We start from the raw sequence: 17,224 nt of genomic DNA, 5'->3' as shown, positions 1-17,224 counted from the left end.
GGTTTTACAATTTTTTAACGAAGGATTTATCATTTATTTCAATGGGACTCTTTTGCATTGGCGAACACAGGCCTAAGTTGTGCATCTTTGTCGATGGTATCGCCATCAATGTTTCCCAATCGCCAAAAAAAGGGACTGAACTGGAGTAAGTATTTCTTCTTGCTGTTAGTTTTCTTCTGTTGTATCATGATTTTCGTTTTTGATTTTTCTCACATATGTTTTAAAAGCTTCTTCACCTTCCTCTTTCCAAAATTGGTCGTAGTGCTTCCATTCATTAAAATCCCTTCTCCAAGACCGACATTTATTGGACGATTTAATCTTCTTTTTGTGACTGGAGCCTCCTTTGCTTTTTCCTCCGCCGCCACCAAAGCCGAACAACAGTTTAGCTAAAATAAAGATGCCCAAAGCTTGCCAGTAAGTCACTGTCCCTACACCAAAAAGGTCTGGCATCAACCAGTTCCAAAGCCGCATCAGCAGATAATTGGCCAGGAGGAATATCACCACCCCCAATATGACCATGGCAATGACTTTAACCACCTTTTTCACGGTTCTCTCCACCTTCTTTTCTACGGCTTTCTCGAATTCTTTTTTATGTTCCATAACTAAGTTCTTTTAAATTCTCCAATGTTTTTGATAGTTCCGACATGGCCCTGTGCCTTCTGGACATTAAGGTGCCTTGTGGTATTCCTGTTCTTTCTGTTAACTGTTTGTAATTGTATCCTTCAAAATCGATGGCGATAATGATATCCCTGTACGCGGGTTTTAGATTTTCTACGGCTCTTTTGAGCGCTTGTTCCATTTCCTGGGAGTAGCGGTTGTCCGCATCCCCATAAAAGAACTCTGCAAATTCCCGCCATTGTTGGTCTATATCCTCACTAGGCAACTTCCTTTCTTTCTTACCCCGCATAATGTCTATGATCCTGTTTCGAATGGCATTGTACACAAAGCCGCCCACATTGGTGATTGGCAATGCATCATCCGACCGTGAAAACATCCGCAGCGCAACGTCCTGCACAATATCCTCCGCGTCCCTTTCCGATGTATCCCTGATCTTGGACTGCACATAGGAGCGCAGCGAGCCATACTCCTCGTTAAAGAAGTCGGTCAGGTTGTTGCGATTATCGGTTTTGGCTGCCATTCGGTCGAATCAGGTTGCTTTTCACTTATAGAGACGAACAAAAACTATTTCATTGCAGTTTTTGTAAAATTTTTTTCAAAGATTCAATTTTTGGAAGGTTGGATACTTTGTATCCATATTTTAAAACCATAAGCCCATCACAAATTGAATATTTGAATGTATTTTTGGTTCCATGTCAGATATCGATATCATTAGTCAGTATAGGGACCAGTTTGTTACGTACCTCAATAAAAGGAACCAGCTAGGGGAGCCCAAGAATCTATACGAGCCCGTAAAATATATTTTGGCACTGGGAGGCAAAAGAATGCGGCCTATACTCACTTTGATGACGGCCGAAGCCTTTGGAGGTAAGGTAGAGTATGCTATGGACGCCGCATTGGCAGTGGAGATGTTCCACAACTTTTCCTTGGTGCACGATGATATTATGGACGATGCGCCATTGCGACGGGGAAAAACCACCGTACATGAAAAGTGGGATGTGAATACTGGAATTCTATCTGGCGATGCGATGTTGATTCTATCCTATCAGTTTTTTGAAAGTTATCCGACCGAAACTTATGTTGAACTCACCAAATTGTTCAGTAAAACGGCTCTTGAGGTATGTGAGGGTCAACAATATGATGTGGATTTTGAAATCAGGGATGATGTGACCGTTCCCGAATACCTCAAAATGATCGAATACAAGACTTCAGTTTTGGTGGCCGCCGCTATGAAGATGGGCGCCATTGTAGCCAATGCACTCCAAAAAGATGCAGACGCTATTTATGAATTTGGTCGTAATCTGGGGATTGCCTTTCAGTTACAAGATGATTATTTGGATGCTTTTGGCGACCCCAAAACATTTGGCAAGCAGGTGGGGGGAGACATCATGGAGAATAAAAAGACTTATTTGTACTTAAAATCCTTGGAAAAAGCTTCCAAGGATGACCAAGAAGGGTTGTTGCACCTGTATTCCATTAAACCTGATGATTCTGCGGATAAAGTTGCTGCCGTTAAGACCATTTTTAAGGAAAGTGGTGCAGTGGAAGAAACCAAAAGCGCCATTAAAAGTTTTACGCAAAAGGCATTTGATGCCCTATCGGAAACCGACTTACCGGAGAAAAGCAAAGTTTTGCTAAAAAAGTTTGGGGAAAGTTTGATGGAGCGAACCATTTAAAATATTCGCTTAAGCAAAGCTTTGATAAAAGGCATGGGTTTGGGAGCTGTCACAATTTTCAGCTCTTCCCACAAATTAGTTTCGTTCTCGAGAAACTTTAAGATCAAGGAAGCCTTTCTTCGTTTGAACATGGATTCGAAAATTTCGTGACCCAAGTGGTTGTTCTCGTACAGAATGTCCAACAACAGCATATCGTAAAACAGGAATCTGTTCTTTTGGTGGAATTCGGTCAATGGTTTCCCGGTTTTTAAATATTCCACCAGTTTTGGCACTTGCCTACTTGTATTGTAGAAGGTATATCCAGTACTTGGCTTGGCCCATCCACCTGCAATACCAATTTGAAAAATTCTATTTGTATTATGTTGATGGAACGGATAGCAGGTCATCGGAATGCTTCCAAATTCCGTTTCTTCAACGGAGTATTTTATATCACCGTAGTTTTCTGAAATGTAGGTTTTTATAGCCTCTTCATATTCGTTTTTCTCCAACAGATGCTCGGAGAATAAAGTGTATTCTACCAATGCTTCGGTATCTGATAGTGGAAGCACATACATAAAACGTGTGTTGCCCTTTTGGGGCACGGAGAAATCCATAAAAGTTGCCTGATTCGAGTTAAATACCGACTGTTTGGTTTTTATTTGCCATCCTACAAAATGTTGTTGAAGAACAGGAAATTTATCTTGCTTTAAAGAGGTAGATGGGTCGTAAAGGCTAGAAAATACCGTTTGTCCCAAATATTTTTGAGAGGAAGTCGTAACCAAAACTTCGTTTTCCTTTTCGTCAATGTTTAGCACTTCTCCCTGTGCCCAGGTAATGTTCGGATATGCCTTTACCTTTGGCAAAAAGTGGTTGTAAAAGTCAATCCCCCTTAGCATCTTGTAATTGTATGGAGCAATGGAAGTTGATTTTTGAAGTTGCTGTCCGCCTACATAAATCGTATCCCAAGTTTTGAAGATAAGGTCATCAAATTGACCCTTACCGCGTTCCCAAAAGCACCAAGTACGGTCGTTTTTGGATTTATTGTCCTTGTCCAGTACCAAAATGGTTTTGGATGCAAAGAACTCATCCTTGCCCATGGCATCGGCTAACAATAGACCTGCAGCTCCAGCTCCGATAATAATGTAGTCGTATTTGGGCATGAGTAAAAATACATAAACAAAACAAAGGGAAGACATTTGTCTTCCCTTCATATCAATGTTTTTATTGGTGGGCTTTATTCATCTTTACCTGGAATTGAAGCTGGCCAAGAATCACGGTATTCGGTCATCGTTGTTTCATAACTTTTTGCCAATGATTCAGCTTCCTCTTCAGAATACAGCTTTTTTGCTTTATCAAAAAAGTCTTTTTCCTCATCTTCCAAATGGTGCTCTACTTTGTGAATCAATTTTTTTACGGTTGCCAACCAATGAGGAGAACTCATGTCCGTATCGTTGATTTCTTCGATAAGCTCATCCATTTCATGATGTTCTGCCATTCCGTGTCTGGCATCTTCTTGCATATCGTCGCTATCAACCAATGGAGAATAGAAATAGCGTTCTTCGGCTACGGCATGCACTTCCAATTCTTTTTTTAGTTTTTTCCAAAGTTCCCTTCGTTCTTCGGTATCACCCGATGTGTTGCTTATTTTATCACATAAATCCCGTTGGATGTCATGGTCCTTTTTAATTGCTTTGTAAATTTTCATATACCTTGATTTTGTTGTAATTATTTAATAACTAACCTTTTAGTAAAATTAAAGGTGATGCAAGGATATCATTGCTCCATTCGATTAAATTATTGATAGAATTGAACAGGTGTTATTGGTTTGGGGTCAAATCAATTAGATAAGAGAATCAGGTTTTAATTAAAACACTGTATAACGTAACCCAAAGAACCCTCGTATCCCTTGGTTGGGTCCATATACATAACTTGGATCAAAAGTAAGGGCGTATGGATTATTAGGTGTGGCTACGGCATTACCATTGCTGTCAAACGTCACTTCCCTATCAAAAGGGTCGTTTGCCCGTGCAATAATAAAAGGGTTGCCACGGTTCGGTGTCCAATCCAAAAGGTTTTTAATGCCTCCGTACAGTTCAAAATTATTCAATCCTTTATAGGTAAATTGGATGTTCTGGATGCTCCAAGTGGGAGAATATTCACTTCTAGGGTCCAAATCGCCCAATAGCGGTAAACGCATGGGGCCATATAAATTCCCTGTATAGTCGGTGGTTAGTTTTAGAGAGTGAAAGGTGTACGATAAGTTCCACGTAGCGGTAATGCTTTCAGTTAGGATCTGTTGTTGGCTAATCCCATTTTCAGTGCTGCTTACATCTTGCCATGTGGCCCCGACCATGATCTTAAAACTGCTGGGAAAGGCAATGTCGAAATTGGCGCTTACTCCTTGGGAAACCGATTTTCCATCTAAATTATCATAAATGATCTGGTTGGGATTCGTCTCATAATCGGGCAAAATCACATTCGAGAATCTTGTATAAAACGCAGAAGCATCCAATCCGATGAAGGTACCGTTATCGCTATATATTTTCTTTAAATAATTGATGTTGACATTGACAGACCGTTCTGGTTTCAATTCCTCGGCAATAACCACTTCTCTAGATCCTGTAAGCGCTGCATGATCTTCCGTAAATAAATTGACCACGCGGAATCCGGTCCCAGCATTCACCCGAAAAATATCATTGTTGGAAATCTTCCATTTGTAAGCGGCACGCGGGGTTAGAATGTTGCCGTGGCGTTGGTCATAATCATACCGCAGGCCTGCCAAAAAAGAATGTTTCGGAGCAAAGGAGTATTCATCCTGTGCAAAAATGCTGGGAATCCAAATATTATCAGCTTCGGTGGTCGCAGGGGTATTATCGTCGTAATAATTATAGCGTACCGCGCTTCCGAACAGTAAATCATGGTTTCCCACGGTTTTGTCCCAAGTCAATTGGGTGAAACCGATGCGCTGGTCCGCCAAATATTCTGTATCGCCATATACCGAGTTCTGGTTATGGTCATTGTAGGAGAATGATAAAAGTAATTTTTCTTTAACCGGCAGCTGATACTTTCCGAGTAACTCCCATCGTCTTGTATAGATACTTTCCCCATAGATTTCATCCCCGCCACGGTATTCCGGGGTCCATTGCATTTCTCCGCCCCATCGGTCCTCATAAAAAAAACGACCCGCCAAGGAAAACAATCGGTTATCCTTCCGTTCAAAATCCCATTTTTGGAATAGGGAAATACGGTCTTGAAGCGTCAAATCGGTAAAATTATCACCATTATTGTCCACGGGAACATCATAATTGAAGTAGTTGAGGCCCAACAGCAGGTTCGTTTTATCGCTTATAGCTATTTTACTGCCCACGTCCAAATTGTACTCGCCCCAACCCGTGGCAAATCCATCGGCAAAAAATTCTGGAGCACTCATCGCATTTTTAGTGATGATGTTGATCAATCCGCCTACAGCTTCGCTACCATAAAGTGAAGATGCAGGACCTTTTACGATTTCTATCTGCTCAATCAAGGAGTTTGGGATACCTGTAAGGCCATATACCGTCCCCAGGCCACTCACAATGGGCATTCCATCGATAAGAACCAAGGTGTAGGGACCTTCCAACCCATTGATGTGGATATCGCCCGTGTTACAAACGTTGCAATTAATTTGTGGACGCACCCCGTTCACATTTTGAAGCGCATCAAAAACGCTGGCCGTGGGATTCTTTTTTAAAAAAGTAGGGGAGTAAACCTCTACCGGAACAGGGCTTTCCAATCGGCTTACCGGTTTTAGGGTGCCAGTAACCACAGTTTCATCTAAACTTTGTGCTGAGGGTTCTAATTGTATGTTGATGGTTTTATGGGCTCCTGCCTCCAAACTGATTCTGGTTTGATAGGGCTGATACCCCAATGAAGTCACCCATACAACATAATCTCCGGGATGAATGCCGGTCAACTCGAAAGTACCATCAATATCCGTAGCGGTGCCAATTTCCGTGGTTTTCAATAATAGGTTTGCCAAGGCTAGGGGTTCCCCGTTGTCGGTCACCTTTCCGCTTAGGGATGCTGTCTGTGCAAAACAAAAACAACTGCTTACCAAAGCTATACATAAGTGGGTGATATGTCCATGAGATGGTTTCAATTAGCAAAAAATTAAATTTAGACAAATCTAAAAATAGATTTTGTCAAATAAAAATGTATTTTTGAAAAAATATTTTTTGATGACTCGATCAGAGGAGAATTATTTAAAGACGATTTTTCATTTGGGCGGTGGCGACTCCAAGTCCATTACCACCAATGCCATTGCTGAACAGATGGAAACAAAACCATCTTCAGTTACCGATATGGCCAAGAAATTATCGGAAAAAGGATTGGTGGATTATGTACGATATCAAGGTGTATCGTTGACCGATGCTGGGGTGAAAACTGCTTTGTCCATCATTAGAAAACACCGTCTGTGGGAAGTTTTTTTGGTAAAGAAGCTGGATTTCACCTGGGATGAGGTACACGAAGTAGCGGAACAGTTGGAACACATTAAAAGTGAGAAGTTGATCGATAAGATCGATGAACTACTTGATTTTCCCAAACACGATCCGCACGGAGACCCCATTCCCACCAAAGATGGAAAGTTCCAAGAGCGGGAGGAAAAATTGCTCAGTGAAATGCCCATCAATTCTCAAGGAGTTTGTGTGGGTGTCAAGGATTCCTCGGTACCTTTTCTAAAGTTTTTGGATAAGAACAAAATCGCTCTGGGTAATACCATTAAAGTATTGGACAAGGAAGATTTTGACAATTCCCTTCGTATTCAAATGGATGGAAAGGAAATGCGGATATCACATCAAATTGCAGCTAACCTCTATGTAAAAAAGAACGACTGATGGAACAAGTAATTCAATATTTTCAAGAAATAGACCCCGTATTGGCGGCATTGTACGCGACCCTTTTTACTTGGGGATTGACCGCGGCGGGAGCAGCTCTGGTCTTCTTTTTTAAAGGCATGAATCGTGCATTGCTGGATGGAATGCTCGGATTTACTGGAGGGGTTATGGTCGCTGCCAGTTTTTGGAGCTTGTTGGCCCCAGGAATAGAAATGAGCCCGGGCGACGGTTTCGTAAAAGTAATTCCGGCAGCAGTCGGCTTTTTGTTAGGTGCGGCCTTTATTTTTGGATTGGATAAGATCTTGCCCCACTTGCACATCAATTTTAAAATGAGCGAAGCGGAAGGGGTAAAGACTCCGTGGCACAGGACCACATTGTTGACTTTAGCGATAACCTTACACAACATTCCCGAAGGATTGGCCGTAGGGGTATTGTTCGGTGGCGTGGCAGCAGGTTTTGAAGGAGCCTCCATCGGTGGGGCAGTGGCCTTGGCCTTGGGTATAGGGCTGCAGAATTTTCCAGAGGGATTTGCGGTTGCAATGCCCTTGAGAAGGCAAGGTCTAAGCCGAACAAAAAGTTTCCTTTACGGCCAAGCATCTGCTTTGGTAGAGCCCATTGCAGGAGTTTTGGGAGCTTGGGCAGTGCTGACTTTCGAACCCATATTGCCTTACGCACTTTCATTTGCTGCCGGTGCTATGATCTTTGTGGTAGTGGAAGAAGTAATTCCAGAAACGCAACAAGATAAATACACCGATATCGCCACGATGGGCTTTATCGGTGGATTTATAATTATGATGACCTTGGATGTCGGTCTGGGATAAAATGATCTATCCGCCGATCAAATCAAATACACCCTTGGTCAAAAACTGATCTGTTTCGTTAAGTCCGGTGGATATGATTTCGGTAAACCCATCAAAGGTACCACCTTGTTTCACGGCTACTCTCTCAAAAGTGTAGTTGCCATCGGTTTGCTCTACCAGCTTAAGCACATAATAGTTGCCTTCGGATTCTATTACGGCTTCTTCGGGCAACGACCACGTTTTGGTTGTGTCGGTCATTATCATGGCATCAACGAACATTCCAGGTAAAAAGTTCCCCTCTTCATGCTCCAAATGTCCGTGCACCTTGATGGTTCTTTTGGCATCGTCAATGGATGTTCCCACCAAATGCACTTCTGCATTAAAAGCTTCTTCGGATGCTTCAGGAATCTTGAACTGTATTTTTTGACCTTTCTTCACTTTTAAAATATCCTTTTCAAAAACAGTAAGCTCTAAATGAACATGTTGGTTGTCTACAATTTCTAAAATTTCCGTAGCGGGTGAAACGTGGCTTCCTTTGGTCACGTTCATTTTTGTTATGCTTCCGGCAATGGGGGCATAAATAGCGGCTTGCGACGTGATGTTTCCTTGTTCCACCTTGCTAGGAGAAATATTTAGCATATGTAATTGTTCCCTAAGACCTTGGTATCGAGCTTGAGCTGTTTGATAGTTGCTCTTTGCTTGAAGAAAGTTCTTTTGGGAAGCGATTTTCTCATCAAAAAGCGTTTGGTTCCTTTCAAATTCTGCTTTTAGATAATCCAACTGATTGAAAACCTCAAGGTACTCCTGCTGCATTTGCACAAATTCTTGGTTTTCCAATACTACCAAAAGTTGTCCCTTTTTAACTCGGTCACCCACAAGTAGAGACGTCTGTTTCACAAATCCACCTATAAATGGGGTGACGCTGGCCCTGTTCTCTGGCGGAACATCTATCATGCCAGAGGTCTCGACCATTTTTGGGAAAGTCCTTTGCTCCATGGGACCGACCACCAAGTTGTTCGTGTCAAACTGGTCTTGTGTAACCACAATTCCCGATGGTTCTCCTTGTTCTTCCGTGGCGGATGCTTCTGTGTTCTTATCGCCGCAACCCACCAAAAGAAGGAATACAGCGGCTATTTGAAATATATTTTTCATTGTTATAATGTTATTGTCAAGTAATTAATGGCGATTACGGTTTGATTGTATTGATTGAGTACATCCAAATAATTGAGTTGAATGTCGTAGGCGTTCTCCAAACTTTGGATGTACTGGAAAAAGTCGATTTCCCCGTTTTGAAAGTTGCCAGAGGCTGCTTTCAAGATTTGATCGGAAAGTAGGCCACCCTCGTCCCCGTAGTAGGAGAGTTCCTTGGCCTGTTGTTCCAGTTGTCCTATCAAAGTTTTATAACGCTGGTTCATGGCCACGGTAATCTCGATGTTCTCCATCTCCGTAATCTTGGTCTGGATTTTGGACGATTTTACTTTACTGCTGTGTCCAAAGAAGAAAATGGGGATTCGTACCCCCAATTGAATGCCGTACAGCGAAGTGCCCAGAGTACTGTTTGTACCTTGAAAATATTCGAGGTTAAGGTCGGGCAACAATCTATTTTCCTCCAAACTCTTTTGGGCATTGCTCAGCTCTTGGCGGTTATCCAAAAATGAGGTTTCCGTTTGCAGCATTCCCTCGGAATTCAATACCGTCAACTTTTCTGGTTTTTCATCAATGATTTCCAAAGTGTCCTCACTTTGTACTAAGCTCACGATTTGTCCATAAGTGGTCAAAATCTGTTGCTTGACCTTCGAGTAGGTGTTCGTAATCTGACGTTGTTTAGCCGTTGCGGTTACTTTTTCCAGATAGTTGGTCTCGCCCAGTTCAAAGCGTCTATTGGCCGCATGGGCGAATTTGCTGTAAATACTGTCCAGCGTATGGTAAAGCTTTGCCTTTTGGTTCAGTGTCTGGTATTGATAGTACGCCTTGCTCAAAGATTGGTACAATTGCTTTTTCTTTATCTCAAAGGATGACTTCTGTAGCTCATAGTTCGACTTTTGAAGTCGGTTCTTGGCACCGTAAACCGTTGGGAACTCAAACTGTTGCTGTGCACCAAAAACTTTAAGAGGTTCTCCGTTGAACGCAAGGTTGTTTTCATCGTACTGGTAATAGATGTCGGTTTTATCAAACTCGAATGCGGTCCCCTTAAGTGCTTCGGCCTGGTCCACCATTAAGGAGCCAGCTTGGATGCCGTTATTGTTTTCCAAGGAGAGCGTCATCAAACCTTCTAGGTCCAATTTGGTCTGGGAGAACCCTGAAAATGAAATCAACATCACTATCAATGTCAATGTATTTCGGTTCATCTTTCTTTTTCTTTTGATTTTTCTGAACTTGATATTATGGGAATAGGCATAGAGAACGGGGAGTACTACCAATGTAAGCATGGTGGCCGTTACCAATCCCCCGATAACTACCGTTGCAAGGGGGCGCTGTACTTCGGCCCCCGCATTGGTGGAGACCGCCATGGGTAAAAAGCCCAATGCAGCCGCGGAAGCGGTCAACAATACGGCCCGTAGTCTATCCTTGGTCCCTTGCTTGATGAGGTCTTCCATGGATTCAAAGTCCTTTCCCTTAAGCTCTTTAAAGTGCTCTATCAATACAATTCCGTTAAGAACGGCAATACCGAAAAGAGCTATAAACCCTACACCTGCCGAAATACTAAATGGCATTCCACGTAACCAAAGCAGAAGTATACCGCCTACGGCAGATAATGGAATGGCGGAGAAAATCAGTAGTGCTTCCTTCACAGACCCAAAAGCAAAATATAGCATGATAAAGATGAGCAACAGCGCTATGGGCACGGCGATAAGTAGCCTTGCCTTTGCTGATTGCAGATTTTCAAATTGCCCGCCATAACTGATAATGTAACCTGGGGGCAATGTCAAATTCTCGTCGATTATCAATTGAATGTCATCCACCACCGACTGAAGGTCGCGGTTCCTTACGTTGATACCTACAACAATACGGCGTTGGGTATCGTCTCGCGAAATTTTCGCCGCACCTTTTTGATAGGTGATCTCTGCAAGCTCGCTCATGGGTATCTTGCCTCCATTTGGGATATCCACGTACAGATTCCTTAGATTGGAGATATCCTTTCTGTTTTCTGAGTCGAGCCGAACGGCCATATCAAACTGGCGTTCACCTTCGAATACGCTTCCGACGACCTTCCCTGCAAACCCCATGGCGATCATTTCGTTGAGGTCGGCAATGTTCAGTCCATGACGTGCAATCTTGGCACGATCAAAGGAAACGTTCATTTGTGGGAGGCCTTCCACTTTTTCAACAATAATATCCGAAGCTCCTTCCACATCTTGGATTAGGTCTTTGATCTGGTTGGCTTTTTTGTTCAGGATTTCGAGGTCCTGTCCAAAGATTTTTACCGCAATGTCGGCACGTACCCCAGTAATCAATTCGTTAAAACGCATTTCAATGGGTTGGGTGAACTCTAGCTCAATACCTGGAATTACGGCCAGCGCTTCTTTGAACTTATCGGCCAATTCATCTTTGGTCTCGGCAGATACCCATTCGCTTTTTGGTTTTAATGAGATGATCACATCGCTTTCCTCCATCGACATTGGGTCCGTTGGCACTTCTGCGGCACCGATACGGCTTACCACTTGCTTCACTTCGGGAAAATTGTCCAGTAGGATTTGCTCCATTTTGGTAGTGGTCTCCACAGTTTTGGTCAAAGTAGTTCCTGTTTTGAGCACGGGTTGAATCACAAAGTCACCTTCGTCCAAAGTGGGAACAAATTCACCTCCCATCGAGGTAAATAATAGTATGGCCCCGATTAGTAGTGCGGCGGCAACTGAGAGCACCAACTTTTTACTTCGCATTGCCCATTCGATAACAGGCTCATATCTTCGGTTGATCCAGTTGACAAGGCGCGTAGAGATGCTTTTCTTGGATTCTTTGGATGGCTTTAGGAACAATGCCGAGGCCACTGGAACATAAGTAAAGCACAATAAAACCGCTCCCAACAAGGCAAAACTGAAGGTCAGTGCCATAGGTTTGAACATTTTGCCCTCTACACCGCTCAATGACAGAATGGGTATAAAAACAATCAAAATAATAAGCTGTCCAAATACGGCGGAGTTCATCATCTTGGTGGCACCCTGTAAGGTAATCTCATCTTTAATGGACTGTGTTTCAGTCTTGCCAAGATTGGCGAGCTGGGCCTTTTTCTGGGTAATCTGAAAGGCAATGTACTCCACAATGATTACAGCACCATCTATGATTATTCCGAAATCGATGGCACCAAGGCTTAACAAGTTGGCGTCTACACCAAAAATGTTCATTAAGGTGAGCGCAAATAGCAAGCACAATGGAATTACAGAAGCGACCACAAGTCCAGACCGCCAATTGCCCAAGAGCAGGACCACCACAAAGATTACGATCAAACAACCCAGGACCAAGTTCTCCGTAACGGTAAAAGTGGTTCTGCCGATAAGTTCGCTACGGTCCAAAAACGGATTGATGTAAACCCCTTCTGGAAGCGATTTAGATATGGAGGCAACACGTTCTTTAACAGCTTCGATTACCCTTTTGGAGTCGGCATCCTTCAACATCATAATTTGGCCAAGAACCTTTTCGCCCTCCCCATTTCCGGTAATGGCCCCAAAGCGTGGAGCGCTGCCAAACCCGACTTTCGCTACATCTTTAATATAGATAGGAATTCCGTTACGGTTGGTGACCACGATGTTCTCGATATCCTTAAGGTTGCTCACAAGGCCTTCGCCCCTAATAAAATAGGCTTGGTTTACTTTTTCGATATAACCGCCCCCGGATACACTATTATTCATTTCCAATGCAGTGAACACTTCTCTTGCGGTAATGTCCAGGGCATTGAGTTTTTGTGTTTGGATGGCAACCTCGTATTGTTTAAGGTGGCCTCCCCAAGTATTTACTTCGACGACACCTGGAATTCCGGATAGTTGACGTTTAACGATCCAATCCTGAATGGTCCTAAGCTCCGTGGAATTGTATTGGTCCTTGTACTCGGGCTCGACATCCAAAATATATTGATAGATTTCGCCCAGACCAGTGGTGATAGGTCCCATTTCTGGGCTACCAAAACCCTCCGGGATACGACTGGATGCTGATTTTATCTTTTCGGCAATGAGCTGCCTTGGCAGATAGGTGCCCATATCGTCCTCAAAGACAATGGTGACCACCGAAAGGCCAAATTTAGAAACCGACCTTATTTCTTTTACACCGGGCAGGTTCGCCATTTCCAACTCAACGGGATAGGTGACAAACTTTTCCATATCCTGTGTGGAAAGTCGATTTGATGTAGTTAAAACCTGTACTTGGTTATTGGTGATATCGGGTACAGCTCCGATAGGTATTTGTGATAGCGAATAGAGGCCGACAAAGGCGATAAACGCGGTGAACAAAAGAACAATAAACTTGTTCTTAATGCTAAAGTTTATAATTTTTGAAAACATGATTCATAGAGAATGATAGCATTATTAAATAGAATAAAGCTTGAGAAAAGTGTCCAGCTGCGCTGGAATACTATGAATTATGCGTGTTTTGGCGGTTGAAAAGGGCCATCTCCCCATACTAGGGAATAAGAAAATTGATAATGGAAATTTCCTTTAACGACCAAAGGAATCTCAGAATAGGAATTGATAAAATTATCCGCTCCAAGAACAAAAACATGCGGTTGCGAACAATGGGATTGATGCTGAAAAGGCAGTTTTTCGTGCTCTTTTTGTTCTTCTTGGTGTTTTTCGCTGTGCTCGGCTTTGAGCTCTCCGTAGTGTTTGGAAACAAAGACCATAAAGTCATCACCATACTCCTCGTTGTGGAATTGGTAGTGCTCAATAAGCTGCCCAAGTTCTACCAAATCCTTAAAATGAATGTTGGCTCCTTGGAGCAGAATGAGGAAGGATATCCCTATGATAACTATTTTATTCATCCTGAAGCATCAAAATTACGAATTAAACAGGCTTTACGATAATTGGCATCATAATTTGTAATCAATTTAAATTCTCCTTAAAAATATCTTGTGATAAATAAAAACATGCCCTTTTTGAGGGCATGTTTTTTATAGAACTTAACTGTTGCAGTCCCTTTATTCAGAACTTATGGGCTCCATTCCTTCTTTTTGAAGGACCGAATTTACCTTGGCCAGTTTATTTTCCAAAGCGCTGTTCAGTTTGTCCATATGGGTCTCCAATTCTTTGCTCAGTTCATCGTATACAACATATGCTGCATCCGATGGTTTGGCATCACCATTTTCGATGCTGCGTTGCAGTGCATTGAATCTGTTGTTCAATTTAATGGGGAAGTTCAATGGATCTTGCCCAGATTGATTTTTGGTTTGATAGAGGTCATTCTCTATTTCGGTCAGCGTTTCCATTAGGTCTTCCGATGCTTTCTTGAAGGGTCTGCCACTGATGGTCTTGCCCAAGCTGTCTATTTGTTTACGTATATCCCTAATCTGGATAACCGCTTCATTGGCAACAGTGGCTTTTTTGGTGATTTTTGATGCCAATTCAAATTGTTTTTGAAGGTCTTCCGCTGTTATCCCTTTCAGGTTTGGGTCCATTTCAATCTTAAATGGATAGCTTTTGATGACCTCTTCACCAACTTTCATTTGGATGGTATAATCCCCGAGCGGTGCTTTGGGACCCGTGGTGGCCGATGCCCCCCAAATAATGATCCCATCAAAAGTTGTGGGGCCGGGGTATCTAAGATTCCATGTAAAACTATTGATGCCCTTGGCCGTGGTTGGTTTGGTACTGCTGAAACGACTCCACCATGACGAACCGCCAGTTTCTTCATATTTTGGCTTGTTTCCCCCAAAGGCTCCTATCAAATTGTTGTCGGCATCAAAAACAGAAAAGGTGACCGAATCCACTTCCTCTTCCAAATAATATTGAAACTTGGCATTGTAGATGCCTCGGATGGCATTTGTCGGCTTGAACAATACGTTCTTCTCATTTTTCAGGTCTTCGGAATACTCACGCAACGGCTGGATGTCGTCCAGGATCCAAAAACCTCTTCCGTGGGAACCTAATACCACATCATTGTCCTTGATCACCAAATCCCGGATTGGCGTGTCCGGCAGGTTTAATTGAATCGATTGCCATTCCTCACCATCGTTTATGGAGAAATATACACCGTGCTCTGTGGCCAAGAACAATAGGCCTTCTCGTTGATGATCTTCGCGGATGGCCCTTGCGAAATGTCCTTTTTCGATACCGGTTATAATTTTTGTCCAAGTTTTTCCATAATCATGGGTCTTGAAAACGTAAGGCTCCCGGTCATCTACTTGGTAACGGTTTGCGGCAACGTACAATGTTCCCGGATTGTGGACGGATTCATCTATGATACTTACCCTGGAATATTTGGGTAGGTCCTCGGGAGTGATATCTTCCCAGTTTTTACCGCCATCACGAGTAATGTGAATTTTTCCATCATCGGAACCTGCCCAGATTGTGTTGATATCGTGATTAGATGGCGCTAGTGCAAATACGGTCGCATAAATTTCCGGACCGTTCATGTCCATGGTGATCACACCACCTGTTTTTCCTAATGTTTCCGGGTCGGCATAGGTAAGGTCTGGACTTATTTTTTCCCATGTTTGTCCATCGTTTGTTGTTTTCCAAACATGTTGTGAACAGGTGTACATCACATTGGGGTCTTTTGGGGCAAACATGATTGGGAATGTCCATTGCCATCTTTCCGGTAAGGCGCTTGCCGGTTCACCGGAGAAAAACCTTGGATATACCTGAATATCGCGGGTCTGCCCATTGCTTCTGTCAAAACGGGTTAAGAGTGCACCTTGACTTCCTGCATAAAAAATATCTGGATTGGTAGGGCTTTGTGTGATCCAGCCGCTTTCTCCGCCACCAACTTCATATTGCCATTCGGCATCTGTTCCTCCGGCAAGTTTAAAATCCCAACCATCGCTGGGCATGGCCAAGGTGGAGTTATCCTGCTGAGCCCCTGCTACGTGGTAAGGAACATCGCTTGTCGCCATCACGTGGTAGAACTGAGCTGTTGGATAATCTTGTTCGGTCCAAGTTTTTCCTCCGTTGATGCTGACTACGCCACCGCCGTCGTTGGAACTTATCATCCTGTCCGGATTGTTTGGGTCTATCCACAGATCGTGGTTGTCGCTATGTGGTGTATCTATTTTTTCATCAAAAGTTTTTCCTCCATCGGTAGATTTAAAGAATCCTACATTAAGACCATAGACTACATCCTTGTCCTTTGGGTCGGCGTAGATTCTGGAGTAGTAAAAGGCACGTTGTCTCAGTTTACGTTCATTATTGGTCAGTTCCCATGTTTTACCACCATCATCCGAACGGAAAACACCACCTTCGTTGGCTTCTACAATGGCCCATACCCTGTTGGAATCCGCAGGAGAAACGGTTACCCCAATTTTACCTATGGGGCCTTCTGGCATGCCTTTTTTCTCGGTCAAGTCCGTCCAAGTTTCACCACCATCCGTTGATTTCCAGAGTTTGCTATCGGGACCACCGCCCCACATTTTCCAAGCTTTACGGTATACTTGCCATGTGCTGGCATACAGCACATTTGGATTATTTCTGTCGATGATCAAGTCTGCGGCACCCGCTTTGTCGCTCACGTAGAGAACTTTTTTCCAAGTTTTCCCTCCATCTACGGACTTAAAAACACCGCGTTCCTCGTTTTCGCCGTATGGATGTCCCAACGCGGCAACGTATACAATATTTTCGTTGGTGGGGTCTACACGGACCCTAGAGATAGCTTGGGTCTCCTCCAATCCTAGATGGGTCCAAGTCTTTCCACCATCAGTTGTTTTGTACACACCATCACCTTGGGTAATACTTCCCCGCAATTGGGTTTCTCCCATTCCAATATACACGACATCGGGATCGGTTTCTGCAACCGCAACGGCTCCGACGGAAGAACTTGTAATCTGTCCATCGGTTACACATTCCCAGGTGATCCCACCATCAACGGTCTTCCATAGACCACCTCCGGTAGCTCCAAAATAGTATTCGTTTGGTCGTGTTGGGCTTCCGGATGCGCCTAAGCTTCTGCCACCACGGTCAGGTCCCAGATTTCGCCATGTAAAACCACTGTAAAAACTGGTATCGATTTTTGTGGTGGATGCATTTTGGGCATTGATAAAAAGGGTCGAGAAAAACAGGGAAAGAAGTGTCCACGTTTTCAGAGAGGTTGTTGGCATTCTCATGATGTCAAGGTTGGTTATGAGTAGTTATAATAAAGT

Annotated in this window: 13 protein-coding genes; 3 read left to right on the top strand and 10 right to left on the bottom strand. The window is 43.3% G+C overall.

Annotated features, from left to right (window positions below; translation table 11 throughout):
• Positions 1–38 precede the first annotated feature (38 nt).
• Genes DCK90_RS16965 through DCK90_RS06820 form a run of 3 tightly spaced genes read right to left on the bottom strand, consistent with a single transcriptional unit; the run spans position 39 to position 1,138 of the window.
• Complete coding sequence (locus tag DCK90_RS16965) at positions 39–188, bottom strand: hypothetical protein (protein WP_159075784.1); 150 nt, start codon at positions 186–188, stop codon at positions 39–41.
• Complete coding sequence (locus DCK90_RS06825; RefSeq protein ID WP_108245437.1) at positions 166–600, bottom strand: hypothetical protein; 435 nt, start codon at positions 598–600, stop codon at positions 166–168. Before DCK90_RS06825 ends, DCK90_RS16965 begins: the two co-directional genes overlap by 23 nt.
• Positions 590–1,138: an RNA polymerase sigma factor gene (locus DCK90_RS06820; protein ID WP_108245436.1), complete on the bottom strand. Its 549-nt coding sequence runs from the start codon at positions 1,136–1,138 to the stop codon at positions 590–592. Before DCK90_RS06820 ends, DCK90_RS06825 begins: the two co-directional genes overlap by 11 nt.
• 172 nt (positions 1,139–1,310) lie before the next feature.
• Between DCK90_RS06820 and DCK90_RS06815 the strand changes: the two genes are divergently transcribed.
• Complete coding sequence (locus DCK90_RS06815) at positions 1,311–2,294, top strand: polyprenyl synthetase family protein (RefSeq protein ID WP_108245435.1); 984 nt, start codon at positions 1,311–1,313, stop codon at positions 2,292–2,294.
• Here the strand turns inward: DCK90_RS06815 and DCK90_RS06810 are convergent.
• The 3 genes from DCK90_RS06810 to DCK90_RS06800 form a co-directional block, all read right to left on the bottom strand.
• Positions 2,291–3,484 carry a lycopene cyclase family protein gene (locus DCK90_RS06810; protein ID WP_234414667.1) on the bottom strand — a complete coding sequence of 398 codons (1,194 nt, stop codon included), beginning with the start codon at positions 3,482–3,484 and terminating at the stop codon, positions 2,291–2,293. The two genes, DCK90_RS06815 and DCK90_RS06810, sit on opposite strands and share 4 nt — an antisense overlap.
• A 23-nt stretch (positions 3,485–3,507) precedes the next feature.
• Complete coding sequence (locus tag DCK90_RS06805) at positions 3,508–3,978, bottom strand: hemerythrin domain-containing protein (protein WP_108245433.1); 471 nt, start codon at positions 3,976–3,978, stop codon at positions 3,508–3,510.
• A 159-nt stretch (positions 3,979–4,137) separates the two neighbouring features.
• Positions 4,138–6,411, bottom strand: a complete 2,274-nt coding sequence (locus DCK90_RS06800) for a TonB-dependent receptor (protein ID WP_234414665.1) — start codon at positions 6,409–6,411, stop codon at positions 4,138–4,140.
• Positions 6,412–6,490: 79 nt separating this feature from the next.
• Between DCK90_RS06800 and DCK90_RS06795 the strand changes: the two genes are divergently transcribed.
• Positions 6,491–7,147, top strand: a complete 657-nt coding sequence (locus DCK90_RS06795) for a metal-dependent transcriptional regulator (protein WP_199912662.1) — start codon at positions 6,491–6,493, stop codon at positions 7,145–7,147.
• Positions 7,147–7,968, top strand: coding sequence for a ZIP family metal transporter (locus DCK90_RS06790; RefSeq protein WP_108245432.1), 822 nt, complete (start codon positions 7,147–7,149; stop codon positions 7,966–7,968). Before DCK90_RS06795 ends, DCK90_RS06790 begins: the two co-directional genes overlap by 1 nt.
• Positions 7,969–7,974: 6 nt before the next feature.
• Here DCK90_RS06790 and DCK90_RS06785 read toward each other — a convergent pair whose 3' ends face one another.
• The 4 genes from DCK90_RS06785 to DCK90_RS06770 form a co-directional block, all read right to left on the bottom strand.
• Positions 7,975–9,099, bottom strand: coding sequence for an efflux RND transporter periplasmic adaptor subunit (locus tag DCK90_RS06785; protein WP_108245431.1), 1,125 nt, complete (start codon positions 9,097–9,099; stop codon positions 7,975–7,977).
• 2 nt (positions 9,100–9,101) lie between these two features.
• Positions 9,102–13,439 (bottom strand): CusA/CzcA family heavy metal efflux RND transporter, encoded by a 4,338-nt coding sequence (locus DCK90_RS06780; RefSeq protein ID WP_108245430.1) that lies wholly within the window; start codon positions 13,437–13,439, stop codon positions 9,102–9,104.
• 77 nt (positions 13,440–13,516) lie between these two features.
• Complete coding sequence (locus tag DCK90_RS06775) at positions 13,517–13,915, bottom strand: hypothetical protein (protein ID WP_108245429.1); 399 nt, start codon at positions 13,913–13,915, stop codon at positions 13,517–13,519.
• A gap of 156 nt (positions 13,916–14,071) precedes the next feature.
• Positions 14,072–17,188 (bottom strand): VPS10 domain-containing protein, encoded by a 3,117-nt coding sequence (locus DCK90_RS06770; protein ID WP_108245428.1) that lies wholly within the window; start codon positions 17,186–17,188, stop codon positions 14,072–14,074.
• Positions 17,189–17,224: the final 36 nt, after the last annotated feature.

This window comes from Muricauda brasiliensis (genome assembly GCF_003057865.1).
Taxonomy (GTDB): domain Bacteria; phylum Bacteroidota; class Bacteroidia; order Flavobacteriales; family Flavobacteriaceae; genus Flagellimonas; species Flagellimonas chongwuensis.
Note: the sequence above shows the minus strand (reverse complement) of the source record. Positions and strands in the feature narration are given on the sequence as shown.